The organism is Flavobacterium sp. PS2 (genome assembly GCF_046250155.1).
Taxonomy (GTDB): domain Bacteria; phylum Bacteroidota; class Bacteroidia; order Flavobacteriales; family Flavobacteriaceae; genus Flavobacterium.
In genome coordinates, this window is record NZ_CP176426.1 from 3,122,953 (window position 1) to 3,144,596 (window position 21,644).

General features: G+C 34.3%; 23 protein-coding genes. 17 read left to right on the forward strand and 6 right to left on the reverse strand.

The features are described 5' to 3' along the window. Window positions 1–4: 4 nt before the first annotated feature. The 6 genes from ACJ6WR_RS13505 to ACJ6WR_RS13530 all read right to left on the reverse strand — a co-directional run bounded on the left by ACJ6WR_RS13505 (window position 5) and on the right by ACJ6WR_RS13530 (window position 11,918). Window positions 5–3,196 carry a SusC/RagA family TonB-linked outer membrane protein gene (locus ACJ6WR_RS13505; protein ID WP_409415511.1) on the reverse strand — a complete coding sequence of 1,064 codons (3,192 nt, stop codon included), beginning with the start codon at window positions 3,194–3,196 and terminating at the stop codon, window positions 5–7. Window positions 3,197–3,643: 447 nt separating this feature from the next. Further along, window positions 3,644–4,432 (reverse strand): DUF2490 domain-containing protein, encoded by a 789-nt coding sequence (locus ACJ6WR_RS13510; RefSeq protein WP_409415512.1) that lies wholly within the window; start codon window positions 4,430–4,432, stop codon window positions 3,644–3,646. A gap of 50 nt (window positions 4,433–4,482) precedes the next feature. After that, complete coding sequence (gene rlmB, locus ACJ6WR_RS13515) at window positions 4,483–5,217, reverse strand: 23S rRNA (guanosine(2251)-2'-O)-methyltransferase RlmB (RefSeq protein ID WP_039117296.1); 735 nt, start codon at window positions 5,215–5,217, stop codon at window positions 4,483–4,485. Window positions 5,218–5,303: 86 nt separating this feature from the next. Further along, complete coding sequence (locus ACJ6WR_RS13520; RefSeq protein WP_039111919.1) at window positions 5,304–6,752, reverse strand: SusD/RagB family nutrient-binding outer membrane lipoprotein; 1,449 nt, start codon at window positions 6,750–6,752, stop codon at window positions 5,304–5,306. A gap of 11 nt (window positions 6,753–6,763) precedes the next feature. Next, entirely contained in the window at window positions 6,764–10,003 is a 3,240-nt protein-coding gene (locus ACJ6WR_RS13525) for a SusC/RagA family TonB-linked outer membrane protein (RefSeq protein ID WP_039111743.1), read from the reverse strand. Between the two features lie 202 nt (window positions 10,004–10,205). Continuing rightward, on the reverse strand, window positions 10,206–11,918 hold the full coding sequence (locus ACJ6WR_RS13530; protein WP_409415513.1) for a ShlB/FhaC/HecB family hemolysin secretion/activation protein: 1,713 nt from the start codon (window positions 11,916–11,918) through the stop codon (window positions 10,206–10,208). Window positions 11,919–12,099: 181 nt separating this feature from the next. On the opposite strand from ACJ6WR_RS13530, the gene rpsL reads away from it, so the two are divergent. The 17 genes from rpsL (at window position 12,100) to rplE (ending at window position 21,642) form a co-directional block, all read left to right on the forward strand. Further along, window positions 12,100–12,483, forward strand: a complete 384-nt coding sequence (gene rpsL, locus ACJ6WR_RS13535) for a 30S ribosomal protein S12 (protein WP_007136570.1) — start codon at window positions 12,100–12,102, stop codon at window positions 12,481–12,483. 22 nt (window positions 12,484–12,505) lie between these two features. Next, window positions 12,506–12,982 (forward strand): 30S ribosomal protein S7, encoded by a 477-nt coding sequence (rpsG, locus tag ACJ6WR_RS13540; protein ID WP_007803600.1) that lies wholly within the window; start codon window positions 12,506–12,508, stop codon window positions 12,980–12,982. A gap of 10 nt (window positions 12,983–12,992) precedes the next feature. Beyond that, window positions 12,993–15,149: an elongation factor G gene (gene fusA, locus ACJ6WR_RS13545; RefSeq protein ID WP_086893628.1), complete on the forward strand. Its 2,157-nt coding sequence runs from the start codon at window positions 12,993–12,995 to the stop codon at window positions 15,147–15,149. Between the two features lie 11 nt (window positions 15,150–15,160). Next, window positions 15,161–15,466 (forward strand): 30S ribosomal protein S10, encoded by a 306-nt coding sequence (gene rpsJ, locus ACJ6WR_RS13550; RefSeq protein WP_011963470.1) that lies wholly within the window; start codon window positions 15,161–15,163, stop codon window positions 15,464–15,466. A gap of 155 nt (window positions 15,467–15,621) precedes the next feature. Continuing rightward, complete coding sequence (rplC, locus tag ACJ6WR_RS13555) at window positions 15,622–16,239, forward strand: 50S ribosomal protein L3 (protein WP_035619642.1); 618 nt, start codon at window positions 15,622–15,624, stop codon at window positions 16,237–16,239. Further along, a complete protein-coding gene (gene rplD / locus ACJ6WR_RS13560) occupies window positions 16,239–16,868 on the forward strand; it encodes a 50S ribosomal protein L4 (RefSeq protein WP_039111740.1) in 630 nt (209 codons plus the stop codon). The genes rplC and rplD overlap by 1 nt, the downstream gene beginning before the upstream one ends. Before the next feature lie 7 nt (window positions 16,869–16,875). Continuing rightward, the gene (gene rplW / locus ACJ6WR_RS13565) at window positions 16,876–17,166 is read left to right on the forward strand and encodes a 50S ribosomal protein L23 (protein ID WP_039111739.1); all 291 of its coding nucleotides are present in this window, start codon (window positions 16,876–16,878) and stop codon (window positions 17,164–17,166) included. Window positions 17,167–17,175: 9 nt separating this feature from the next. After that, complete coding sequence (gene rplB, locus ACJ6WR_RS13570; protein WP_035619640.1) at window positions 17,176–18,000, forward strand: 50S ribosomal protein L2; 825 nt, start codon at window positions 17,176–17,178, stop codon at window positions 17,998–18,000. 6 nt (window positions 18,001–18,006) lie between these two features. Beyond that, window positions 18,007–18,285, forward strand: coding sequence for a 30S ribosomal protein S19 (gene rpsS, locus ACJ6WR_RS13575; protein ID WP_008464288.1), 279 nt, complete (start codon window positions 18,007–18,009; stop codon window positions 18,283–18,285). Between the two features lie 6 nt (window positions 18,286–18,291). Then, window positions 18,292–18,705: a 50S ribosomal protein L22 gene (gene rplV, locus ACJ6WR_RS13580; protein ID WP_007803631.1), complete on the forward strand. Its 414-nt coding sequence runs from the start codon at window positions 18,292–18,294 to the stop codon at window positions 18,703–18,705. 5 nt (window positions 18,706–18,710) lie between these two features. Further along, complete coding sequence (gene rpsC / locus ACJ6WR_RS13585; RefSeq protein ID WP_035619639.1) at window positions 18,711–19,463, forward strand: 30S ribosomal protein S3; 753 nt, start codon at window positions 18,711–18,713, stop codon at window positions 19,461–19,463. 19 nt (window positions 19,464–19,482) lie between these two features. Then, a complete protein-coding gene (rplP, locus tag ACJ6WR_RS13590; RefSeq protein ID WP_039111738.1) occupies window positions 19,483–19,908 on the forward strand; it encodes a 50S ribosomal protein L16 in 426 nt (141 codons plus the stop codon). 13 nt (window positions 19,909–19,921) lie between these two features. Beyond that, window positions 19,922–20,113 (forward strand): 50S ribosomal protein L29, encoded by a 192-nt coding sequence (gene rpmC, locus ACJ6WR_RS13595; RefSeq protein WP_007803639.1) that lies wholly within the window; start codon window positions 19,922–19,924, stop codon window positions 20,111–20,113. Between the two features lie 17 nt (window positions 20,114–20,130). Further along, on the forward strand, window positions 20,131–20,391 hold the full coding sequence (rpsQ, locus tag ACJ6WR_RS13600) for a 30S ribosomal protein S17 (RefSeq protein ID WP_035619637.1): 261 nt from the start codon (window positions 20,131–20,133) through the stop codon (window positions 20,389–20,391). A gap of 2 nt (window positions 20,392–20,393) precedes the next feature. After that, the gene (gene rplN, locus ACJ6WR_RS13605) at window positions 20,394–20,762 is read left to right on the forward strand and encodes a 50S ribosomal protein L14 (protein WP_007803649.1); all 369 of its coding nucleotides are present in this window, start codon (window positions 20,394–20,396) and stop codon (window positions 20,760–20,762) included. 11 nt (window positions 20,763–20,773) lie between these two features. Beyond that, entirely contained in the window at window positions 20,774–21,088 is a 315-nt protein-coding gene (gene rplX, locus ACJ6WR_RS13610; protein ID WP_035619636.1) for a 50S ribosomal protein L24, read from the forward strand. A 2-nt stretch (window positions 21,089–21,090) separates the two neighbouring features. Next, complete coding sequence (gene rplE, locus ACJ6WR_RS13615) at window positions 21,091–21,642, forward strand: 50S ribosomal protein L5 (protein ID WP_035619635.1); 552 nt, start codon at window positions 21,091–21,093, stop codon at window positions 21,640–21,642. Window positions 21,643–21,644 lie beyond the last annotated feature (2 nt).

Here is a 21,644-nt window from a genome sequence, read left to right on the forward strand (position 1 = left end):
CTTCTTAAAAATTTACTGTTAAACCAAATGAGATAGTTTTCATTACTCCATAAACATTCAACGATTGACCATTGTTTGTTTTAGACCCTAAATTGTTTAATCTTGGATCCATACCTTTTCTATCAGACCATAATGCTAAATTAGTTCCCATTAAGCTGAATTTAGTTGATGAAATTCCAAGGTCTTGTAATTTGCTGTTTTTGAAATCATAAGATATAGAAACATCTTGTAAACTGATGTAATCTGATTTTGCTAAGAAATAATCAGAGGTTCCCATTTGATATTCTGAGAGGTGGTCAATTCTTGGCATGTCTGAATTTGGATTATCAACAGACCATGATTTTGTTATGTCTTTATGGTAGTTTTGACCTACATTATTATCACCTGAATTTAAGGCACTTTGGTAAACACCATCATACATATATCCTCCAACTTGGTATGCAAAACTTGCTTGGAATGTAATGTTTTTAAATCTGAACATAGTTCCAAAACCTCCATATACATCTGGATTTGCATCTTTATCACTTAAGTATTGAGTTGCATCTCCGTAAACATTTGTTGTTGTTTTACCAGTTACGTTTCCTGTAGCATCTTTTACATCCTTGTACCATAAAGCGTCTCCATTAGTTTTGTCTACACCTGCAAATTCTCTTAGGAAGTAAGCATAAGCTGGAGCTCCAACTTCAAATCTAAAAATACCATTTGTAAAAGGGCTTGGTAATGCAGTTACTTTGTTTTTGTAATGTGTTGCATTAGCCCAAATGTTAAAGTCGATATCTTGTGTTTTAATTACATCAACGCCTAAGTTAACTTCAATTCCTTTGTTAGACATATCACCAATGTTTTCAGCAATAAATGAAATTCCTGTAGCAGGGCCATAGGGACGGTTGTATATTAAATCGCTTACATTTCTTTCAAAATATTCTGCTTCAAGGTTTACTCTATTGAATAATTCAATTTCGAATCCAACATTTAAGTTTTTAGATTTCTCCCATTTAATTTTTCTAGTTGCTTCGTAAACGTTAACTACACTTGCGTTTCCATCCGCATCAGGTTTGATTTCGGATTGTGTTTGGTATGCATAGTAGTTTCTTTCACTTCCAAAATAACTACGGCTGCTGATTTGTGTAGAATTAGGGTAGTAGATATTATCATTTCCTTGTTCTCCGTAACTTCCTTTTAATCTTAAGTCAGTTATCCATTTTGTTTGAGGGAAGAAAGATTCTTTGGTAACAGACCATGCTCCACCAAATCCGTAGAAATTACCCCATCTGTTTTCTGGTGCGAATACTGATGATCCATCTCTTCTGAAACTAGCATTTACAAAATATTTATTTTTGTAGCTATAATTTAATCTAGAGAAGTATCCTTCTACTTTGTATAAATCATTGTAGCCACTTAGATAAGAGTATTTAGTAGCATTACTAACTACTGGTAAACCTGGTATTACAACGCCAGTTTTTTGTCCAGCTAACATTTTTGATGTGAAATCTGAAGACTCGTGTCCAACAAGAATATCAAGAGAATGTTCTCCAAAAGATTTTTTCCAAGATAATAATTGTTGGTTTGTAATTGTATAGTCATCTTTAGATGCTGTTCCTATGCTACCATTCACTCCTTGATCATCTCCACCAATTCCTGTTGTACTATTTACATAATATCCAGACATTAAGTCATAACCAAGATTATATTTAAAGTTAAAATCTTTTAAGAAATCGATAGATACGAAACCTCTAGCTCCAAATTTGTTCTCTTGATTTAAATTTGTATTTAATAATGTAGTTCCGTAAGGATTTAAGTTGAAACCATAAGGACGATCTCCAGATTGGTTAAAGTCATATACTTTCTCTCCTACTTTGTTCGTTACAATGTTTCCTCCATTATCTCTAAGATATACCGGATATATTGGAGCTATATTTCTTGCCCAGCTAAATAGGTTACTATATGTACCAGAACTTACTTGTGAGATTGGTGCATTCTGATTTGAGTTTGCATAGTTAATGTTAGCACCTACTTTAATTTTATCATTAATAGTATAATCAACATTTGATCTTAACGTAACACGTTTGAAGTTTGAGTTAATTGTGTACCCATTATCAGATAGATAACCTACAGATAAGTAAGAATTAAGTTTTTCTGAACTACCAGCTAAACTTAAAAAGTGCTCAATTCTTGTATTATCGTTAAATAATGCTTTTTCCCAATTATCATGATATAATAGTTTTGCATTAGGATTTAGTTGTCCTGTATTTGGATCTATTACTTGATTATTCGGTACGTTGTAATTATTATACCCTAGTGAGTAAGATGGGTCTCCACTTATTAAATTTTGAGATGCAGTTAATGAAGCGTCAGCAGCTGAATCACCACCTTTTATTAAACCATTTCTGATTCTGTTGTATGCTGCTTTGTAATAATCTCCTGGATCTGTAATCATATCATACTCCGGAACAGCTCTAGAGTTAACTCCTATTTTTCCTTCGTAAGTAACTTTTAGTTGACCTTTTTTGCCTTTTTTGGTTGTAACAATGATTACACCGTTTGCTCCTCTACTTCCGTATAATGCATTAGATGAAGCATCTTTCAAGAAACTGATAGATTCGATATCTTGAGTTGCTATAGCATTTATATCTCCATTATATGGAAAACCATCTACAACATACAAAGGTGCATTAGAAGATGAGATAGATCCAATACCTCTAAAACGTACTTGAGGCGCATCTCCAGGTTGTCCTGAATTTGCTTGGATTTGTACACCTGCAACTTTACCTGTTAAAGATTGAATTGCGTTAGATGCTTGTGTGTTTTCTAATGCTTTTGCATCAATTTTTGCAACAGCTCCTGTTATAGCTTCTTTCTTTTGTGTTCCAAAAGCTACAACCACCACGCCTTCAAGTTCCATTGCATCTCCCACTAACTTTGCATTAACAACAGAAGATGTAGCTGGCTGTTCTTTGCTTTTCATCCCAATGTAAGTGAAAAGAATTATTTGATTAGGCGACGCTTTAATTGAGTATTTCCCGTCGAAATCAGTTTGTGTTGCATTTTTTGTTCCCTTTACAGTTACCGTTACACCAGGTATAGGCATTCCAGTATCATCGGAAACAATTCCTGAAACAACTCTTTCTTGCGCAAAATTTAATTGCGCAACCAGTACCAATAGCAGTACTAAGAATCCATTGAATTTTAGTTTCATTTTTAAATATTTTGAATTAGTTTGACAAAAATCTTAATAATTTGTTAATCTTCCTAATGGATTTGTCTGCTTTTATCCGAAATACGCAAATAAACAAAATATTTCTTGTTAAAAAATCAATTTTTCATTGTTTTTTTATCTGTTTATTGTAGGTGATATCGTTAAATTTTTGAAAATATTTAATTTTTTTGGTTGGTTTTTTTTTGTTTTTTGTTTTTTTTGAGCAGAATAAAAGAAAAAAATAAAAGTAATTTTTGTTGTTAAATTATGGGTTAATAAATGCTTTTTTTTCTTGAAACATTCGAAAAAAGTATAGATAATAGGGGCTGTAGACCTTTTACGATATAGTTTTTTTGACTTTAAATTGTGAAATTTAACCTAGAATACATGTGTTTTGGTATTCTATAAAAGCAATGTTATTAAATTGTTTTGTCTGTAACAGGAGTGTTATTGATTTGATTTTTGAAGTGTCTTTTTACTATTATTTTTGAAAATATTATTAAAAGTTAGTGTTACAGAAGCTGCATTTATTATTTGCGAATCTGTGTCTCTTGGGAGATACTCATTGGCATAGCTTAATTCTATTTGTATGTCGTCTGTAAATAAATATCCTGCACCAAGGTTTAATCTATTGCGGTCAAAAAAACTTAACCCAGTAATTTTTGCATCTGATTTAAAGAATAATTCATCAGAAACTATAGCGTAAACTACACCTTCACGGAGTACTTTACTATTTATTGGTTTTAAGTATTTGATTTGTTGACGATACCTATATATATCTTGATAACTACCGTTTTCATCTCTTATGTATCGGAGTTCTATTCTCATTCTTGTGCTGAGAGTATATCCTATTTTATGAAAATAGTAAGTGCCTTGTAATGCAAACCTCCATTCAGGAGATTTAAATTGTCCTATTTCTGGAACATCTTTGTTGTCATAATAGGCTAAGAAGCTAGATAGTTTCCACCGAGGACTTAAGTAGTAGTGTCCCCAAGTTCTAAAAGCTTTCTGGGTGTTTGTGTGGAAAATTTGAGAAGAAGATTCTGTGCTACTATAAGTATTGTCAAGATTTAGTTCAAGAGACCATCTTTCATTTATAGTTCTGTTGAATTGAATTTCGCTCCAGAATTGATTGTACGTAGAAGTTTGTCCATGACTTATACTTGTAATTAGAAACATTACAAGTATAAATAAGACTTTTTTTATTGGAACATTACGAATAGAATTGGAATGCATAAAGAATTATTTAAAATCATTTATTTACCTTCTAATCTTATGAGTTTGTTTTATTTTCTTTGACGGACTGCCTCATATAAAAAAGCTCCACAAGCAACAGAAACGTTTAATGATCCTATCGTACCAAACATTGGGAGTTTTGCTTTTTCATCAACTATTTTTAATACCGATGGATTGATACCTCTATCCTCAGATCCCATTATTATAGCGACAGCTTCATTTAATGAAACGTCATAAATGTTTTGATCGGTTTTCTCGGTTGCAGCTACAGTTTTTATGCCTGAACCTTGTAGATAAAAAATAGCGTCTTTTATGTGTTCTACTTTGCAAATAGGTACATTAAATACCGCTCCAGCTGATGTTTTAACAGTATCTCCATTAACTGGAGCTGAACCTGATTTTTGAACGATGATTCCGTTTACACCAGTGCACTCTGCAGTTCTGATAATGGCACCAAAATTGCGTGCGTCAGATATTTGGTCTAAAATTAAAAATAAGGGAGTGCATCCTGATGCAATAGTTGAGTCTACTAAATGTTCTAATTCAATAAATCCAATTGGTGATATAGTTGCTACTGCACCTTGGTGATTATTAGGGGTTAATCTGTTTAGCTTTTCAACAGGAACATATGAAAAATTTATGTTGGCGCGTTTCATCACTTTCATTAAATCTTTCATCAGTTCACCTGATATTTCTTTTTGTATGAAGACCTTGTCGACTTCTTTTCCTGATTGTATTGCCTCTATGATGGCTCTAATTCCGAATATTTGATGTTCTTTTTCCATACGGCAAATATAGTTATTATGTTCATATAAAAAAAAACCACTCTGAACGAACAGAGTGGCTTAATTATGATAACTAAGATGAAAAATTAGAATTTATCCCAGAAAAGTTTTGTTGTTAATAAATCTCCACCGATAGCATCAGAAGCTGCTTTCCAGTTTGTGTTATTAACTTGTTGTTCAAGTACTGGGTATGTCATTCTTACTGGAACCTTACCGCCTGCATTAGTAATAGCAGTAGGAGGTGCTGCTAAAACAGGATAGTCTAATCTTCTGTAGAAATTCCAAGAAGTTAACGCCTGATTAAACATAGCAACCCAAGCTTGTTCACCAATAGATTGTTTCCAATTAGCAGCATCGTATGGTTTTGATGCAAGATAAGCTGTGGCTTCAGCTGCTGTACCGCCCCACTCTAAGATTGAAGTTGTAACTGCTGCGTCATAATAAGGCGCTGCTGCTGCTGGTGAAGTCCATCTAGCATTTGCTTCAGCAATATAGAAAGCAACTTCAGTATAGTTTAATAATATTCCAGGAGTTGCTGGAGTGGAAGCAAATGTGCCAATATGTGAAAATGCATCAAAAGCTCCACCTTGTCCAACTACTTGACCTACATAAGTACCATCTTCAGTCTTTTGATAGTATTTACCTATTCTAGGGTCATTCGATGTATTCATATAGTCAATTAATGGTTTAGCAGCAAAGAAATCATCTCTACCACTTGCAACCACGTTTTCGTATATCGGGTTGAAATTTGGAGATGCAGCTAGGTATTGAAATTGACAATTGTCAGCAGTAGATGTCATTACGCCAGCAGCTATTGCTGAAAGGGCTGTAGTTTGAGCTAATGCAGGGTTTTCGTCAGCTATGGCAATACCAAGTTTTAATTTTATTGAGTTAGCGAAAATTATCCATTTTGCAATTCTTCCACCATAATATTTATCACCTTCTGTAAAAGTAGGAAAGCCTGTTGCGCTAACATCTAAATTTGTTATGTCGGTATTGATTCTAGTAATTAAATCTTTATAAATTGTAGATGCGTCATCATATGCTGGTAATGGATAAGCAATAAGGTTTGCAGCTTGAGTATAAGGAATATTACCAAAAGTATCAACTAAAAGCTGGTATGTGTATACCTGCATAATGTCAATTATAGCTAGTTGATTCTTTTTGTTTTTTGGCCATGCTGGAGCTTCAGATATAGTAGGTACGTAAGCATTGATTAGTTCTTTTGCTTTGCCTAAGTTGTTCAGTACATTTACATAGTTATCTGTGTAAATTTGATTAGAAACATTTCTGTTAGTAAAGTCGTAATTACTTTCGTTTACATATATTGCTTCTTGCCAATACTGCATTGTTAGTCTGAAATTATTTTCATTTACGTTAGGAGTGCTTATGTAATCACTTAATTCTTTTTGAGCGTAATTAATAAGAGATCCAGGAACGGTAGTGTAGGCACTATTAGGGTCTGTGTTTATGTCGTCACTAACACAAGCTGTCATTGACAGACCTATAGTTAGTATTGCTATGATTTTTTTCATTTTCATTTTTTTTAAAAATTAAGTTTGACGTTAAAAGAAATATTTCTTGTTGACGGCATAGGACCTGATTGGTATCCTTGAGTATTACCAGAAGATAATCCTGCTTCTGGATCAGAATAAGGTACGCTTTTATCTATTATCCATAGATTGTTTCCTATTAAGCTAAATGAAGCTCCTTTTATAGAATTTCCTAATAAACTTGTTGGGAAATTGTATGTAAATACTACCTCTCTTAATTTTACAAAACCTGCATCGTAAACAAATTGAGCTGTAGGAGGGTCAGTGCTTAAAACTTGACTAGATTGTGATCTGTCTAATCTTGTTGTATTTGTTACATATTGTGGTTGCCCATTTCCAGGTACATAAGCAGGATTTGCCATAACACCTTTTAGAACTTCACCACCACTATCTGCTCCATTAGTTTTTGGGTTTCTAATAGGGTTTCCTAAGTCATTATTTCCAACGGAATTTTCATAAATACCTGTTCCGTATCCGTAATATTGGTCAAGTGAGAATAGACTTCCGCCCTTTTTTACATCTATTAAGAAGCTAAAAGAAACGTTTTTGAAAGTAAATCTGTTGTTAATACCACCTGTCCAATCAGCTTGGTATGTTCCTAGTTCATTATCAGTAGTCGTAGATACTAAATAAGCTCCATTGTCAGCTATAATTCTATTACCTGATTGGTCAAGTACATAAGTAGTTCCCCAAATTGATCCATAGTCTTTATTAAGAGGTGCGTTGATACTAATACCACCTTGTAAAGAGTTGATCTGAATGTTTTCAATGCCTGGAGCTAACTCTGTAACTTTGGTGTTTGGGTTCGCCCAGTTAATATTAACATCCCAAGAAAAATTTGCTGTTTTAATAGGAGTGGCATTAAGAGATACCTCGAATCCTTTTGTTGTTAAGGTTCCTGCGTTTAGATTGTTGAATGGAGAACCGGTAGCTGTTGATACTGGTAAAGGTAAAATTTGGTCATAAGCTTTGTTTTGGAACCAAGCAACGTCAAATCCTAGTCTGTTATCTGCAAATTGCATGTTTAAACCTAATTCGATATTATCTAATTGTTGTGGTTTTAAGTTTGCATTTTTTGCAGTAGTATTATAAGAATAAGAAGGTGTACCAAATGGATTTCTTGCAGTATACGTGTTTATAAGTGTATTTGCTTGTGTGTCAGAACCTACTTGTGCATAAGCAGCTCTAAATTTACCAAAATTGATGAACTCAATATCTTTTAACCAATTTGAGAACACAACACTTCCTGATATTGCAGAATACCAATATGCGTTATTATCTACAGGTAAAGCTGATGATTCGTCTCTTCTTACCGAACCTTCTAAGTAATAAGTTCCTTTATAGCCTAATGTTGCTTGTGCAAATAAACCAAGGATTTCTTTTCTTGTTTTGATTGTTCTAGGTAATGTTATAGCAGATCTTGAATTAGAAATAGTGTATAATCCTGGGATATACAATCCTCCTGATGTTGATTGCTCTTCAGAGAAGTTATTTTGAACGTTAAAATTAGATCCTAAAATAAAGTTTAAGTTTAAGTCTTCAGCTAAGTCCTTTTTGTAGGTTGCTAAGAAATCATAATTTTGTTCGCTAAAATCATAAATGTTTAATAGGTAACCAGATGGTTGATTCACTGTGTTTAATCCAAGAGCAGTTGGGTATGAACCTACAGCGATTCTATCTTCAGTTTTCATGTTGAAACCATCAGTACCCATTCTACCCATTAAATTAATGCTTTTAGATACGTCATAGCTTATGCTTGCATTTGCAGCAAATCTCTTTCTGCTATCGTTGTTGTAATTCTGGTATCTTTGGAAATATGGGTTGTCCCAGAATGCAGGTCTAAGGTCAGTTCTACTTCTAATGTTCCAAGTATAATTCTGGTCTCCCATTTCATAAAGTGCTTTTTGCTCTTTGATGTCAACATTTGTAGGCCACCATTGTCTAAAACCAGCTATTTGGTTACCACCGTATCCAGTTGAGTTTCTGTTTCTTGTGTTTTGAGATACGTAAGTTGCATTGAATGTTGAACTTAACTTATCACTAAATTTATACGTAGCAGTACCGTTAAAGTTGTTTTTGCTTAGCAATGAATTTGGTAATACGTCAGTACTATTTGTGTTTGCGTATGTTAATCTGTAAGTCGCTTTATCTGAACCACCACTTAACGATATGTTATTTACAGTTGATGTTCCAGTTTCGAAGAATTCAATAGGACCGTTTTTGGCAGCCGTCCAAGGAGTCTTTTTGCCGAAATTTGCTGAACCAGGGATGAATGCGTCATATTGCCAAACATCTTCACCAGTGTATTTAGGACCATAAGAAGCATCTTCTCCAAATGCTGGCATGTTTGCTCCTAAATATGATGTAAAACTATCTTCTCCATAATATCCTTGACCGTATTCAGTTTGGTATTTAGGGAAGGTTTTTTTGTCTACAGTAGACATAGTGTAAGAAGAAGAGAATTCAACAGATAAGTCGTTTCTAGCTTTCCCTTTTTTAGTAGTAATAATGATAGCTCCATTTTGAGCTCTAGATCCATAAAGGGCAGTTGCTGCAGCTCCTTTTAGTACGTTAATGTCGGCGATGTTATTTGGGTTAATGTCTGATGCAGCATTTCCATAATCGTAACCACCTCTACCACTTTTTTGGTCTAATGAGTTGACGTTGCTGTTCAAAATTGGTACTCCATCAACTACAAATAAAGCTTGGTTGTCTCCAAGGATAGATTTAAATCCTCTAAGAACTACGTTTGTAGATCCTCCAAAGTTTGTTCCTTGTGTTACGCTAAGACCAGCAACTTTTCCTGATAAGTTGTTTACGAAGTTTCCAGTAGGTACAGTGCTTACTTGTTCGGCTGTTACTGATTGAGCAGAATAACCAAGAGATTTTTTTTCTCTTTTAATCCCTAATGCAGTAACTACTACACCCTCAAGTTCTACTGATGAACTTGATAATTTTGCGCTCACAGATGGTGAACTAGCTACAATTTCTTGAGTTTTCATCCCAATGTAGCTAAATACTAATATTTGACTTGGTGATGCTTTGATGGAGTATTTACCGTCAAAATCAGTTTGTGTTCCGCTTTTTGTTCCTTTAACTAATACACTCACACCTGGTAAGGGCATGCCTGTATTATCCGAAACAATACCTGAAACAACTCTCTCTTGCGCAAAAGTTAGTTGCGCCATTAGTACTAATAGTAGTACTAAGAATCCATTGAACTTTAGTTTCATTTTAAAATATTTTGAATTAGTCTGCCAAAAATCTTAATAATTTGTTAACTTTCCTAATAAATAAAACTTTTTTTTTGGTTTCAGTTAAAATTTAACATTATTATATATTTCATTAAAAATGTTATAATATTGAGATATGTGTAATTTTTCAGGCATTATTATAGGTTGATTTTTGTTATTTGTAATTAATGCAGGGGTATTTTTAGAATTTAACATTATATTGGATATTAAGTATGCTATTGTAAAATTTTATTCGATCTTCACTAGTGCTTCCGTTTGCAAGAGTTATTTGTAGCAGTCCGTTTCTTGTTAAAATACCTAGGCCTATTCCGATGCCGATTAAGTTATTTAATTTTTTTTTGTTCTCGGGTGTAGTTTTGTCTTGGTAAAGACCGTAGTCTGCAATGGTGTGTAGGTACAAGTTTGGTGTTGGTTGGTAGCGATATTCGGTTATTAGTAAATTGGTATTATTGGCTTGTAGGCTGTTTTCAGCAAAACCTCTTATAGAGTTAATTCCACCAAATCGATATAGTTCATTTGTTAGATATGTGTTGCTCCAGAGGTAGTAATTTTTACTTCTTATGTAAAAACTATTTTTAATATTTATATAAAAAATGTTAATTAAGTCAATATTGGCATAATGTTGTTTGTTCTCTTCTGAATCTTTAGTTGTGTTGTTTGTGTTTGTTCTTTTTCCGAGACCTGCAGTTATGTTAATATTGGTTTTGGTTGGGAAGATGAAATTTTCAGGAGTTGTTTTTTTGTATTCAAATGTAGCCGTTGTAAAGTGGTTTTTGTAGTCTTGAATTAGTGCGCTGTTTGTGTTTTGAATGTCGCTCGATTCGGTTGATTGGTACCCTATATATAGGTGGGAATTGTATTTTATGTAATATCCTAAAGCGATAGCGGTTTTTGTGTTCTGAAAAATACTGTCTTGTTTAAAAATCTCTAATTCAGCTTTTAAGCTTGTTGGTGTTTTGAATAGGTAAGGTATTTCGATTTTGCTTTTGAAAGTTGTTTGTTTGTTTCCATCGCTTTTCCAGTATAGAGAAAATTGTTCTCCACTATGTAGGGTGTTTTCAAGGTTTATGTCAAGATATCCATTAAGAGTTATTTTTTTGTTTTCGTCATTAGAAAAACCTATGTAGCCGTCAAAAGTGTTGGATTTTCTTTTTTCGATATATATATAGATTTTGGTTGAGTCGTTTGAGAATAAAATTTCAGGAAATTTGCTTTGTTTTACAAAAGTGAATTTTTCAAAATCATTGTAGATTTCTGTGGTAGTTTCTTGGTTGAATGTTTTTCCAGTATATTTTTTTTTAATCTGTTTTAAGTGTCCTTTTGGAAAAATGTTTGATTGGTTGCTTTGTGTGTAGTTTAGTACAATCGAGTTTATTTCTCTCTTCTTTTCATTCTTAATAGAAATGTCTGCGTAAAGGGTATTTTTCTTTCGTTGAATATTTGTGAGTTTTAGTTTTGTAAATGCGTACCCTAAATGTTCAAGTTGGTTTATTTTTTTGTTTAAAAGAGATTCAATCTCTTCGTACCGAATGGTTATTATGTTGTTTATGGTGTTTGGAAATATGTTGTTAAGAATGGGGTTTTCTTTGTCTACATATATGTGTATGGAGTTTATTTTTTCTTTTAGGTTAAATTTTATTATAAAGGTGCTGTCGTTTATGCGGTTATTTGTGATTATTTGATTGTCAATAAAACCTTTTGATGTTAGATTTTTTGAGAATAATTCTATTTCATCAGTTAGTGACTTTGTTGTTTTGTGTTTTTTTAGATAGGGGATGGAGTCGATAGTTTTGTTTTCAAAATTGTTAGCTCCGTTTATTTTTAATTCAAAATGCTGTGCATAGCATTGTAAACTTAGAGAGGTTATTAGTAATAAAGACAGGAGTGTTTTCAATTTTAAAAGTGTTTTATTAAAAGTAATGCAAATATCTAATCTTTGGGATAAAAATCATAAGGTTAAATAATGTTATTGAAAATTAATGCATTAACGTTTGTATAGTGAAAAATATTTTATACATTTGCAACCCCGTAAAAAGCGGGAATTTAATATACATAATAAATTTTTAGTATTAATTATGCCAACAATTCAACAATTAGTAAGAACAGGAAGAACTCAGATAACTAAGAAGAGTAAATCGGTTGCTTTAGATTCTTGTCCTCAAAGAAGAGGGGTTTGTACGCGTGTTTACACTACTACACCAAAAAAACCAAACTCTGCAATGCGTAAAGTTGCGCGTGTACGTTTGACAAATGGTAATGAAGTAAATGCTTACATCCCTGGAGAAGGACACAATTTACAAGAGCACTCGATAGTATTAGTTAGAGGCGGAAGGGTAAAAGATTTACCAGGTGTTAGATATCATATCGTTCGTGGAGCGCTTGACACGTCAGGGGTTGCAGGAAGAACGCAAAGAAGATCTAAGTACGGTGCTAAACGCCCAAAAGAAGCAAAAAAGTAATTTAAACTTTTAAAAAAAAGACATGAGAAAAAGAGCGGCAAAGAAAAGACCACTTTTACCAGATCCGAGGTTTAATGACCAATTGGTAACGCGTTTTGTGAATAACTTAATGTGGGACGGTAAGAAATCTACAGCTTTTAAAGTATTTTATGATGCAATTGACATCATCGAATCTAAAAAGCAAGATTCAGAAAAATCATCATTAGAAATCTGGAAAGATGCTTTAACTAATGTTATGCCTCACGTAGAAGTACGTAGTCGTAGAGTTGGTGGAGCTACATTCCAAATTCCAATGCAAATCAGACCAGATCGTAAGATTTCTATGGCAATGAAGTGGTTAATACTTTATTCTAGAAGAAGAAATGAAAAATCTATGGCTCAAAGGTTAGCTTCAGAATGTTTAGCTGCGGCTAAAGAAGAAGGTGCTGCTGTTAAAAAGAGAATGGATACTCATAAAATGGCTGAAGCAAATAAAGCATTCTCTCACTTTAGATTTTAATTCATAAGAAATGGCTAGAGATTTAAAATATACAAGAAATATAGGGATTGCTGCTCATATTGATGCTGGTAAAACAACAACAACAGAGCGTATTCTTTTTTATACTGGTAAAACACATAAAATTGGTGAGGTGCATAATGGTGCTTCTACAATGGACTGGATGGAGCAAGAAGCAGAAAGAGGTATTACAATTACTTCTGCGGCTACTACTTGTGAGTGGAATTTTCCAACAGAGCAAGGTAAAGTTTTACCAGAAACATTGTCTTATCACTTTAATATTATTGATACTCCAGGACACGTTGATTTTACTGTAGAGGTAAATCGTTCTTTACGTGTACTTGATGGGTTGGTTTTCTTGTTTAGTGCTGTTGATGGTGTTGAGCCTCAATCAGAAACTAACTGGAGACTTGCTGATCAATATAGAGTTCCTCGTATGGGATTCGTTAATAAAATGGATAGACAAGGTTCTAACTTTTTGAATGTATGTCAACAAGTTAGAGATATGTTGAAATCTAATGCAGTTGCGATCACTTTACCAATTGGTGAAGAGAATGATTTCAAAGGTGTGGTTGATTTAGTTAAAAATCAAGCTATTATTTGGCATGATGAAACTTTAGGGGCTACTTTTGATATTGTGCCTATCCCTGAGGATATGCTTGCAGAGGTAAAAGAATTTAGATCGATACTTATTGAGGCTGTTGCTGACTACGATGAGAATTTATTAGAGAAGTTTATGGAAGATGAAGACTCAATTACTGAGGAAGAAATCAACAAAGCTTTAAGGGCAGCTACTATAGATATGGCAATCATTCCTATGCTTGCTGGTTCTTCTTTCAAAAATAAAGGAGTTCAGTTTATGTTAGATGCTGTATGTAAGTATTTACCATCTCCAATGGATAAAGAAGGTATTGAAGGAATTCATCCTGATGATGCTGATTTATTAGAGGAAGATCAAACGAAAATTCTTCGTCGTCCAGATGTAAAAGAGCCATTCGCTGCTTTAGCATTTAAAATTGCTACGGATCCATTCGTGGGTCGTTTAGCTTTCTTCCGTGCTTATTCAGGTCGTTTGGATGCAGGTTCATATATTTTGAATACGCGTTCTGGAAATAAAGAAAGAATTTCTCGTATTTATCAAATGCATGCTAATAAACAAAATCCTATCGATTATATCGAAGCTGGGGATATTGGAGCTGCAGTTGGGTTTAAGGATATCAAGACTGGGGATACTATGTGTGATGAAAAACACCCAATTATTCTTGAGTCAATGAAATTCCCTGCGCCAGTAATTGGTATTGCGATTGAGCCTAAAACTAAGGCTGACGTAGATAAAATGGGTATGGCTTTGGCGAAATTAGCTGAAGAGGATCCGACATTTACAGTTAGAACTGATGAGGCTTCAGGGCAAACTATTATATCTGGTATGGGTGAGCTTCACTTAGATATCTTGGTAGATCGTATGAAACGTGAATTTAAAGTTGAAGTGAACCAAGGTGAGCCTCAAGTTGAGTATAAAGAAGCGTTTACAAGAAGTGCAACACATAGAGAGACTTACAAAAAACAATCAGGAGGTCGTGGTAAATTCGGTGATATCGTATTTACGCTTGAGCCAGCTGACGAAGTTGATGGTAAAGTTCCTGTAGGATTGCAATTTATTAATGCTGTAAAAGGTGGTAACGTTCCTAAGGAATATATTCCATCTGTAGAAAAAGGTTTCCGTGAAGCTATGAAAACTGGTCCTTTAGCAGGATACCAAGTAGATAGTTTAAAAGTGACTTTAACTGACGGATCTTTCCACCCTGTCGATTCAGATGCGCTTTCTTTTGAGTTAGCAGCTAGAATGGGGTATAGAGAGGTGGCTAAAGCTGCTGGGGCAATCATTCTTGAGCCAATCATGAAAATGGAAGTTATTACACCAGAAGAAAACATGGGGGATATCGTAGGTGATATCAACCGTCGTAGAGGTCAGGTTAATGACATGGGTGATAGAAATGGTGCTAAAACTATCAAGGCTGATGTGCCTTTATCAGAGATGTTTGGTTATGTAACAACATTGAGAACACTTTCATCTGGTAGAGCAACATCTACAATGGAATTTTCACACTACGCTGAAACACCTTCTAATATTTCAGAAGCAGTTATCAAAAAAGCAAAAGGAAACGCTTAATCTTTAAGAAAATGAGTCAAAAAATCAGAATAAAACTAAAATCTTACGATCACATGTTGGTAGATAAATCTGCTGAAAAGATTGTAAAAACAGTTAAGAGTACCGGTGCTGTTGTAACAGGTCCAATTCCGTTGCCAACACATAAAAAACTTTTCACTGTACTACGTTCTCCGCACGTTAACAAAAAAGCAAGAGAGCAATTCGAAGTAATGTCATATAAGAGATTAATTGACATTTATTCATCTTCATCTAAAACTATTGATGCTCTAATGAAACTTGAATTGCCAAGTGGAGTAGAGGTTGAGATCAAAGTTTAAGTAGTTCAAGAGTAAAAAAGGACGCTGCTTTTAGGCGAAAAATATTTTTTTTGGTTTGTGTGTAAATAAGTTATACTTTTGCACCTCTTAAAAAATAGGATTCGGTTTAAAAGCTGCGTTCTATATTTATATTTAATAATTAATAATTAATATTTATGTCTGGGTTAATTGGTAGAAAAATCGGCATGACAAGTATTTTTGATGAAAACGGGAAAAATATTCCTTGTACAGTAATCGAAGCTGGTCCATGTGTTGTTACCCAAGTCAGAACCAAAGGTGTTGACGGGTATGAAGCGTTGCAACTAGGTTTCGATGACAAAAACGAGAAACATTCCACAAAAGCGGCTTTAGGTCACTTTAAGAAAGCTGGAACTGTAGCTAAGAAAAAAGTCGTTGAATTCCAAGATTTCGCAACAGAGCAAAAATTAGGAGATCTTATTGATGTTTCTATTTTTTCTGAAGGAGAATTTGTAGATGTACAAGGTGTGTCTAAAGGTAAAGGTTTTCAAGGGGTTGTAAAACGTCACGGTTTTGGTGGTGTTGGTCAAGCAACTCACGGTCAACACAACCGTTTAAGAGCGCCAGGTTCTGTGGGAGCTTCTTCTTATCCATCTAGAGTATTCAAAGGAATGCGTATGGCTGGAAGAATGGGAGGAGACAATGTAAAAGTTCAAAACCTTAGAGTTTTAAAAGTAGTTGCTGAAAAGAACTTACTAGTTATTAAAGGATGTGTTCCTGGTCATAACAACTCTTATGTAATCATTCAGAAGTAATGGAAGTAAAAGTATTAGATTTCAACGGAAAAGATACTGGTAGAAAAGTTCAACTTTCTGATTCAGTATTCGCAATTGAACCAAATAATCACGCTGTATATCTTGATGTTAAGCAATATTTAGCTAATCAAAGACAAGGTACTCACAAAGCTAAAGAAAGAGCTGAAGTAGCGGGAAGTACACGTAAGATTAAAAAACAAAAAGGAACTGGTACTGCTCGTGCGGGTAGTATTAAAAACCCTTTGTTTAAAGGTGGTGGAACAGTTTTCGGACCAAGACCAAGAAGTTATTCATTCAAATTGAATAAAAACTTAAAGAGATTGGCAAGAAAATCTGCTTTCTCAATTAAAGCAAAAGAAGCAAGTATTGTTGTTTTAGAAGACTTTAATTTTGAAACACCAAACACTAAAAATTTCATTAATGTTTTGAAAGCTTTAGGGTTAGAAAATAAAAAATCTTTATTTGTGTTGGGAGAGTCGAATAAAAATGTATATTTGTCGTCACGCAATTTAAAGGCTTCTAGTGTTGTAAGTAGCTATGAATTAAGTACTTACGCTATTTTAAACGCTAATAATTTAGTGCTTTTAGAGAGCTCTTTAGAGGTAATTGAAGAAAATTTAAGCAAATAATAGGAATATGAGTATCATAATTAGACCTATAGTAACTGAAAAAGTAACCAAGGAAAGTGAAGTTTTGAATCGCTTCGGTTTTGTTGTTGACAAAAAAGCAAATAAAGTTCAGATTAAGAAAGCTGTTGAAGCTGCTTATGGGGTAACTATTTTGAGTGTTAACACAATGAATGTAAGACCGGATAGAACTACAAAATACACAAAAAGTGGTTTGATCAGCGGAAAGACAAATGCAATCAAAAAAGCAATTGTTCAAGTACAAGAAGGAGAAACAATTGATTTTTACAACAATATCTAAGATAGAAAAATGTCAGTAAGAAAATTAAAACCTATTACCCCAGGTCAGCGATTTAGAGTTGTGAATGGTTATGACGCCATTACAACTGATAAGCCGGAACGCTCTTTGATAGCGCCGATAAAAAACTCTGGAGGTAGAAATAGTCAAGGAAAGATGACCATGCGTTATACGGGTGGTGGTCACAAGCAGAGATATCGTATTATTGATTTCAAACGTACAAAAGAAGGAATTCCAGCTACAGTGAAATCAATCGAATATGATCCAAATCGTACTGCATTTATCGCTTTATTAGCTTATGCTGATGGAGAGAAAACTTATGTTATCGCTCAAAATGGATTGAAAGTTGGTCAGAAATTAGTTTCTGGACCGGAATCTCAACCAGAAATTGGTAACACATTGCCTTTAAGCAGAATTCCTTTAGGAACTGTTATTTCTTGTATCGAATTGAGACCAGGACAAGGAGCTGTAATCGCTCGTTCTGCTGGAACATTTGCTCAATTAATGGCAAGAGATGGAAAATATGCTACAATTAAAATGCCATCAGGTGAAACAAGATTAATTTTGTTAACTTGTGCAGCTACAATTGGAGCAGTTTCTAATTCAGACCACCAATTAGTTGTATCTGGTAAAGCAGGTAGAACAAGATGGTTAGGAAGAAGACCTAGAACAAGACCTGTTGCAATGAACCCTGTTGATCACCCAATGGGTGGTGGAGAAGGACGTTCTTCTGGTGGACATCCACGTTCAAGAAATGGAATACCAGCTAAAGGTTATAGAACTCGTTCTAAGAAAAACCCGAGTAACAAGTATATCGTAGAACGTAGAAAGAAATAATAAGATATGGCACGTTCATTAAAAAAAGGACCTTTCGTTCATTATAAGTTAGACAAGAAAGTTCAGGAAAACGTAGAAAGTGGTAAAAATGCAGTTGTAAAGACTTGGTCTAGAGCTTCAATGATTACTCCAGATTTCGTTGGACAAACTATCGCAGTTCATAACGGTCGTCAATTTGTACCAGTTTACGTAACAGAAAACATGGTAGGTCACAAATTAGGAGAATTTTCACCAACTAGATCTTTTAGAGGTCATGCTGGAGCAAAAAATAAAGGTAAAAAATAAGAAGCAATGGGAGTTCGTAAAAGAGAAACAGCAGATGCGAGAAAAGAGGCTAATAAGTCTATTGCTTTCGCAAAATTGAATAACTGCCCTACTTCACCTAGAAAAATGCGCTTAGTAGCGGACTTGGTAAGAGGTCAGAAGGTAGAAAGAGCACTTAACATCTTAAGATTTAGTTCTAAAGAAGCTTCAAGAAAATTAGAAAAACTATTATTATCTGCAATCAATAACTGGGAGCAAAAAAATAGTGAAGGTAATTTAGAAGAAGCTGGATTATTTGTTAAAGAGATCAGAGTAGATGGTGGAATGATGTTGAAAAGACTTCGTCCAGCACCTCAAGGTCGTGCACACAGAATAAGAAAACGTTCTAACCACGTAACAATCGTGCTTGGAGCTATCAATAACACACAAAGCAATTCTTAAACAGCATGGGACAAAAGACAAATCCAATTGGAAATAGACTTGGTATCATCAGAGGGTGGGACTCAAACTGGTATGGTGGAAATGATTACGGTGATAAACTTGCCGAAGATCACAAAATCAGAAAGTATATCCACGCTCGTTTATCAAAAGCTAGTGTATCAAAAGTAATCATCGAGAGAACTTTGAAACTTGTAACCGTTACTATCACTACTGCAAGACCTGGTATTATTATTGGGAAAGGTGGACAAGAGGTAGACAAGTTAAAAGAAGAACTTAAGAAAATTACAGACAAAGAGGTTCAAATTAACATCTTTGAAATCAAAAGACCTGAATTAGATGCTTATCTTGTGGCGACAAGCATCGCTCGTCAAATAGAAAGTCGTATTTCTTACAGACGTGCAATCAAAATGGCTATTGCTGCTTCTATGCGTATGAACGCTGAAGGTATCAAAGTTTTGATTTCTGGTCGTTTGAATGGTGCTGAAATGGCACGTTCAGAAGGTTTCAAAGAAGGTAGAATTCCTCTATCAACTTTCAGAGCTGATATTGATTATGCACTTGCAGAAGCTCATACTACTTACGGTAGAATGGGGATAAAAGTGTGGATCATGAAAGGTGAAGTTTATGGGAAGAGAGATCTTTCTCCGCTTGCTGGAATGGATAAAAAACAAGCTGGTGGTGGTAAAGGTGGAGATGCTCCTCGTGGCAAATCTAACTTTAATAAAGGTTCAAAACCAGACGCTCGTAAAAGAAAGTAAATTTTTAAACTAAAGAAAAATGTTACAGCCTAAAAGAACAAAATACCGTAAGGTACAAAAAGGTAAAATGAAAGGGAATTCTCAAAGAGGATTTGAACTTTCTAATGGAATGTTTGGTATTAAATCTGTACATGAAGATGGAATGTTCTTAACTTCTCGTCAAATCGAAGCTGCGCGTATTGCTGCAACTCGTTTCATGAAGAGAGAAGGACAATTATGGATCAAAATATTTCCAGACAAACCAATTACTAAGAAGCCTCTTGAGGTACGTATGGGTAAAGGTAAAGGTGCCGTTGAATATTGGGCTGCCGTTGTTAAACCCGGAAGAATTATGTTTGAAGTTGGAGGAGTTCCTTTGTCAGTTGCAAAAGAGGCGTTACGTCTTGCAGCTCAAAAGCTTCCAGTAAAAACTAAATTCGTCGTTGCTAGAGATTTCGAAGCATAATTTATATTATATTATGAAACAATCAGAAATAAAAGATCTTTCTGCAGCGGAGTTGCAAGAAAAACTTAGTCAAACTAAGAAGATATATGCTGACCTAAAAATGGCCCACGCTATTTCTCCAATTGAGAACCCACTTCAAATTAGAAGTGTAAGAAGAACAGTTGCAAGATTGGCTACAGAGCTAACTAAAAGAGAGTTACAATAATTGTATTCTGCTGAAAGATGGAAGAAAAAAGAAATTTAAGAAAAGAAAGAATTGGTGTTGTTACTTCTAACAAAATGGAGAAATCTATCGTTGTTGCTGAAGTAAGAAAAGTAAAACACCCATTATACGGTAAGTTCGTGTTGAAAACAAAGAAATACGTTGCACACGACGAAACAAACGACTGTAACATTGGAGATACTGTAAGAATTAGCGAAACGCGTCCTTTAAGTAAATCAAAATGTTGGAGATTAGTTGAAATCATTGAAAGAGCTAAATAATTATGGTACAACAAGAATCAAGACTAAAAGTAGCAGATAACACAGGAGCTAAAGAAGTTTTAACTATCCGTGTTTTAGGAGGTACCAAAAGAAGGTATGCCTCTGTTGGTGACAAGATTGTAGTTTCTATCAAAGATGCAACTCCAAACGGAAACGTGAAAAAAGGAGCTGTTTCAACTGCAGTTGTTGTGCGTACCAAAAAAGAAGTGAGAAGAGCTGATGGTTCTTATATCCGTTTCGATGACAATGCATGTGTTCTTTTGAACGCTGCAGGGGAAATGAGAGGAACTCGTGTTTTTGGTCCGGTAGCAAGAGAACTTCGTGAAAAACAATTCATGAAAATTGTATCATTAGCACCAGAAGTGCTTTAATTCGTTTTAAGATGATAAAGCTAAAAATAAAATCAGGAGACATCGTAAGAGTAATTGCTGGTGACCATAAAGGATCAGAAGGTAAAGTTTTACGAGTATACCGTGAAAAAAATAAAGCGATAGTTGAAGGTGTAAACATGGTTTCGAAACATACAAAACCAAGTGCTAAAAACCCTCAAGGTGGTATCGTTAAGAAAGAAGCTTCTATACAAATATCTAACATTTCTCTTATTGATCCTAAAACTAAGGAAGCAACTAGAGTTGGTATTAGAGTAGAAGGAGATAAGAAAGTAAGATTTTCAAAAAAATCTAATCAAGTACTATAGTAATGGCATATACACCTAGACTAAAAGAAGAATATAAGAGTAGAGTAATCTCTGCTCTTAAAGAAGAATTCGGATATACAAACGTAATGCAAGTTCCTAAACTTGAAAAAATCGTTTTGAGCCGTGGAGTTGGTGCAGCTGTATCTGATAAAAAACTTATTGACTATGCAGTTGATGAGTTAACAAAGATCACTGGACAAAAAGCAGTATCTACAATTTCAAAGAAAGACGTTGCGTCTTTCAAATTGAGAAAAGGGATGCCTATTGGAGCAAAAGTTACTTTACGTGGTGAGAGAATGTATGAGTTTTTAGATAGACTTATTACTTCTGCTTTACCGCGCGTTAGAGATTTTAGTGGTATCAAAGCTACTGGTTTCGACGGAAGAGGTAATTACAATCTTGGAGTTTTAGAGCAAATCATTTTCCCTGAAATTGATATTGATAAAGTAAACAAAATTTCAGGAATGGATATTACATTTGTTACTACTGCTCAAACAGACAAGGAAGCAAAGTCATTATTGGCTGAATTAGGATTACCTTTTAAAAAGAATTAAGA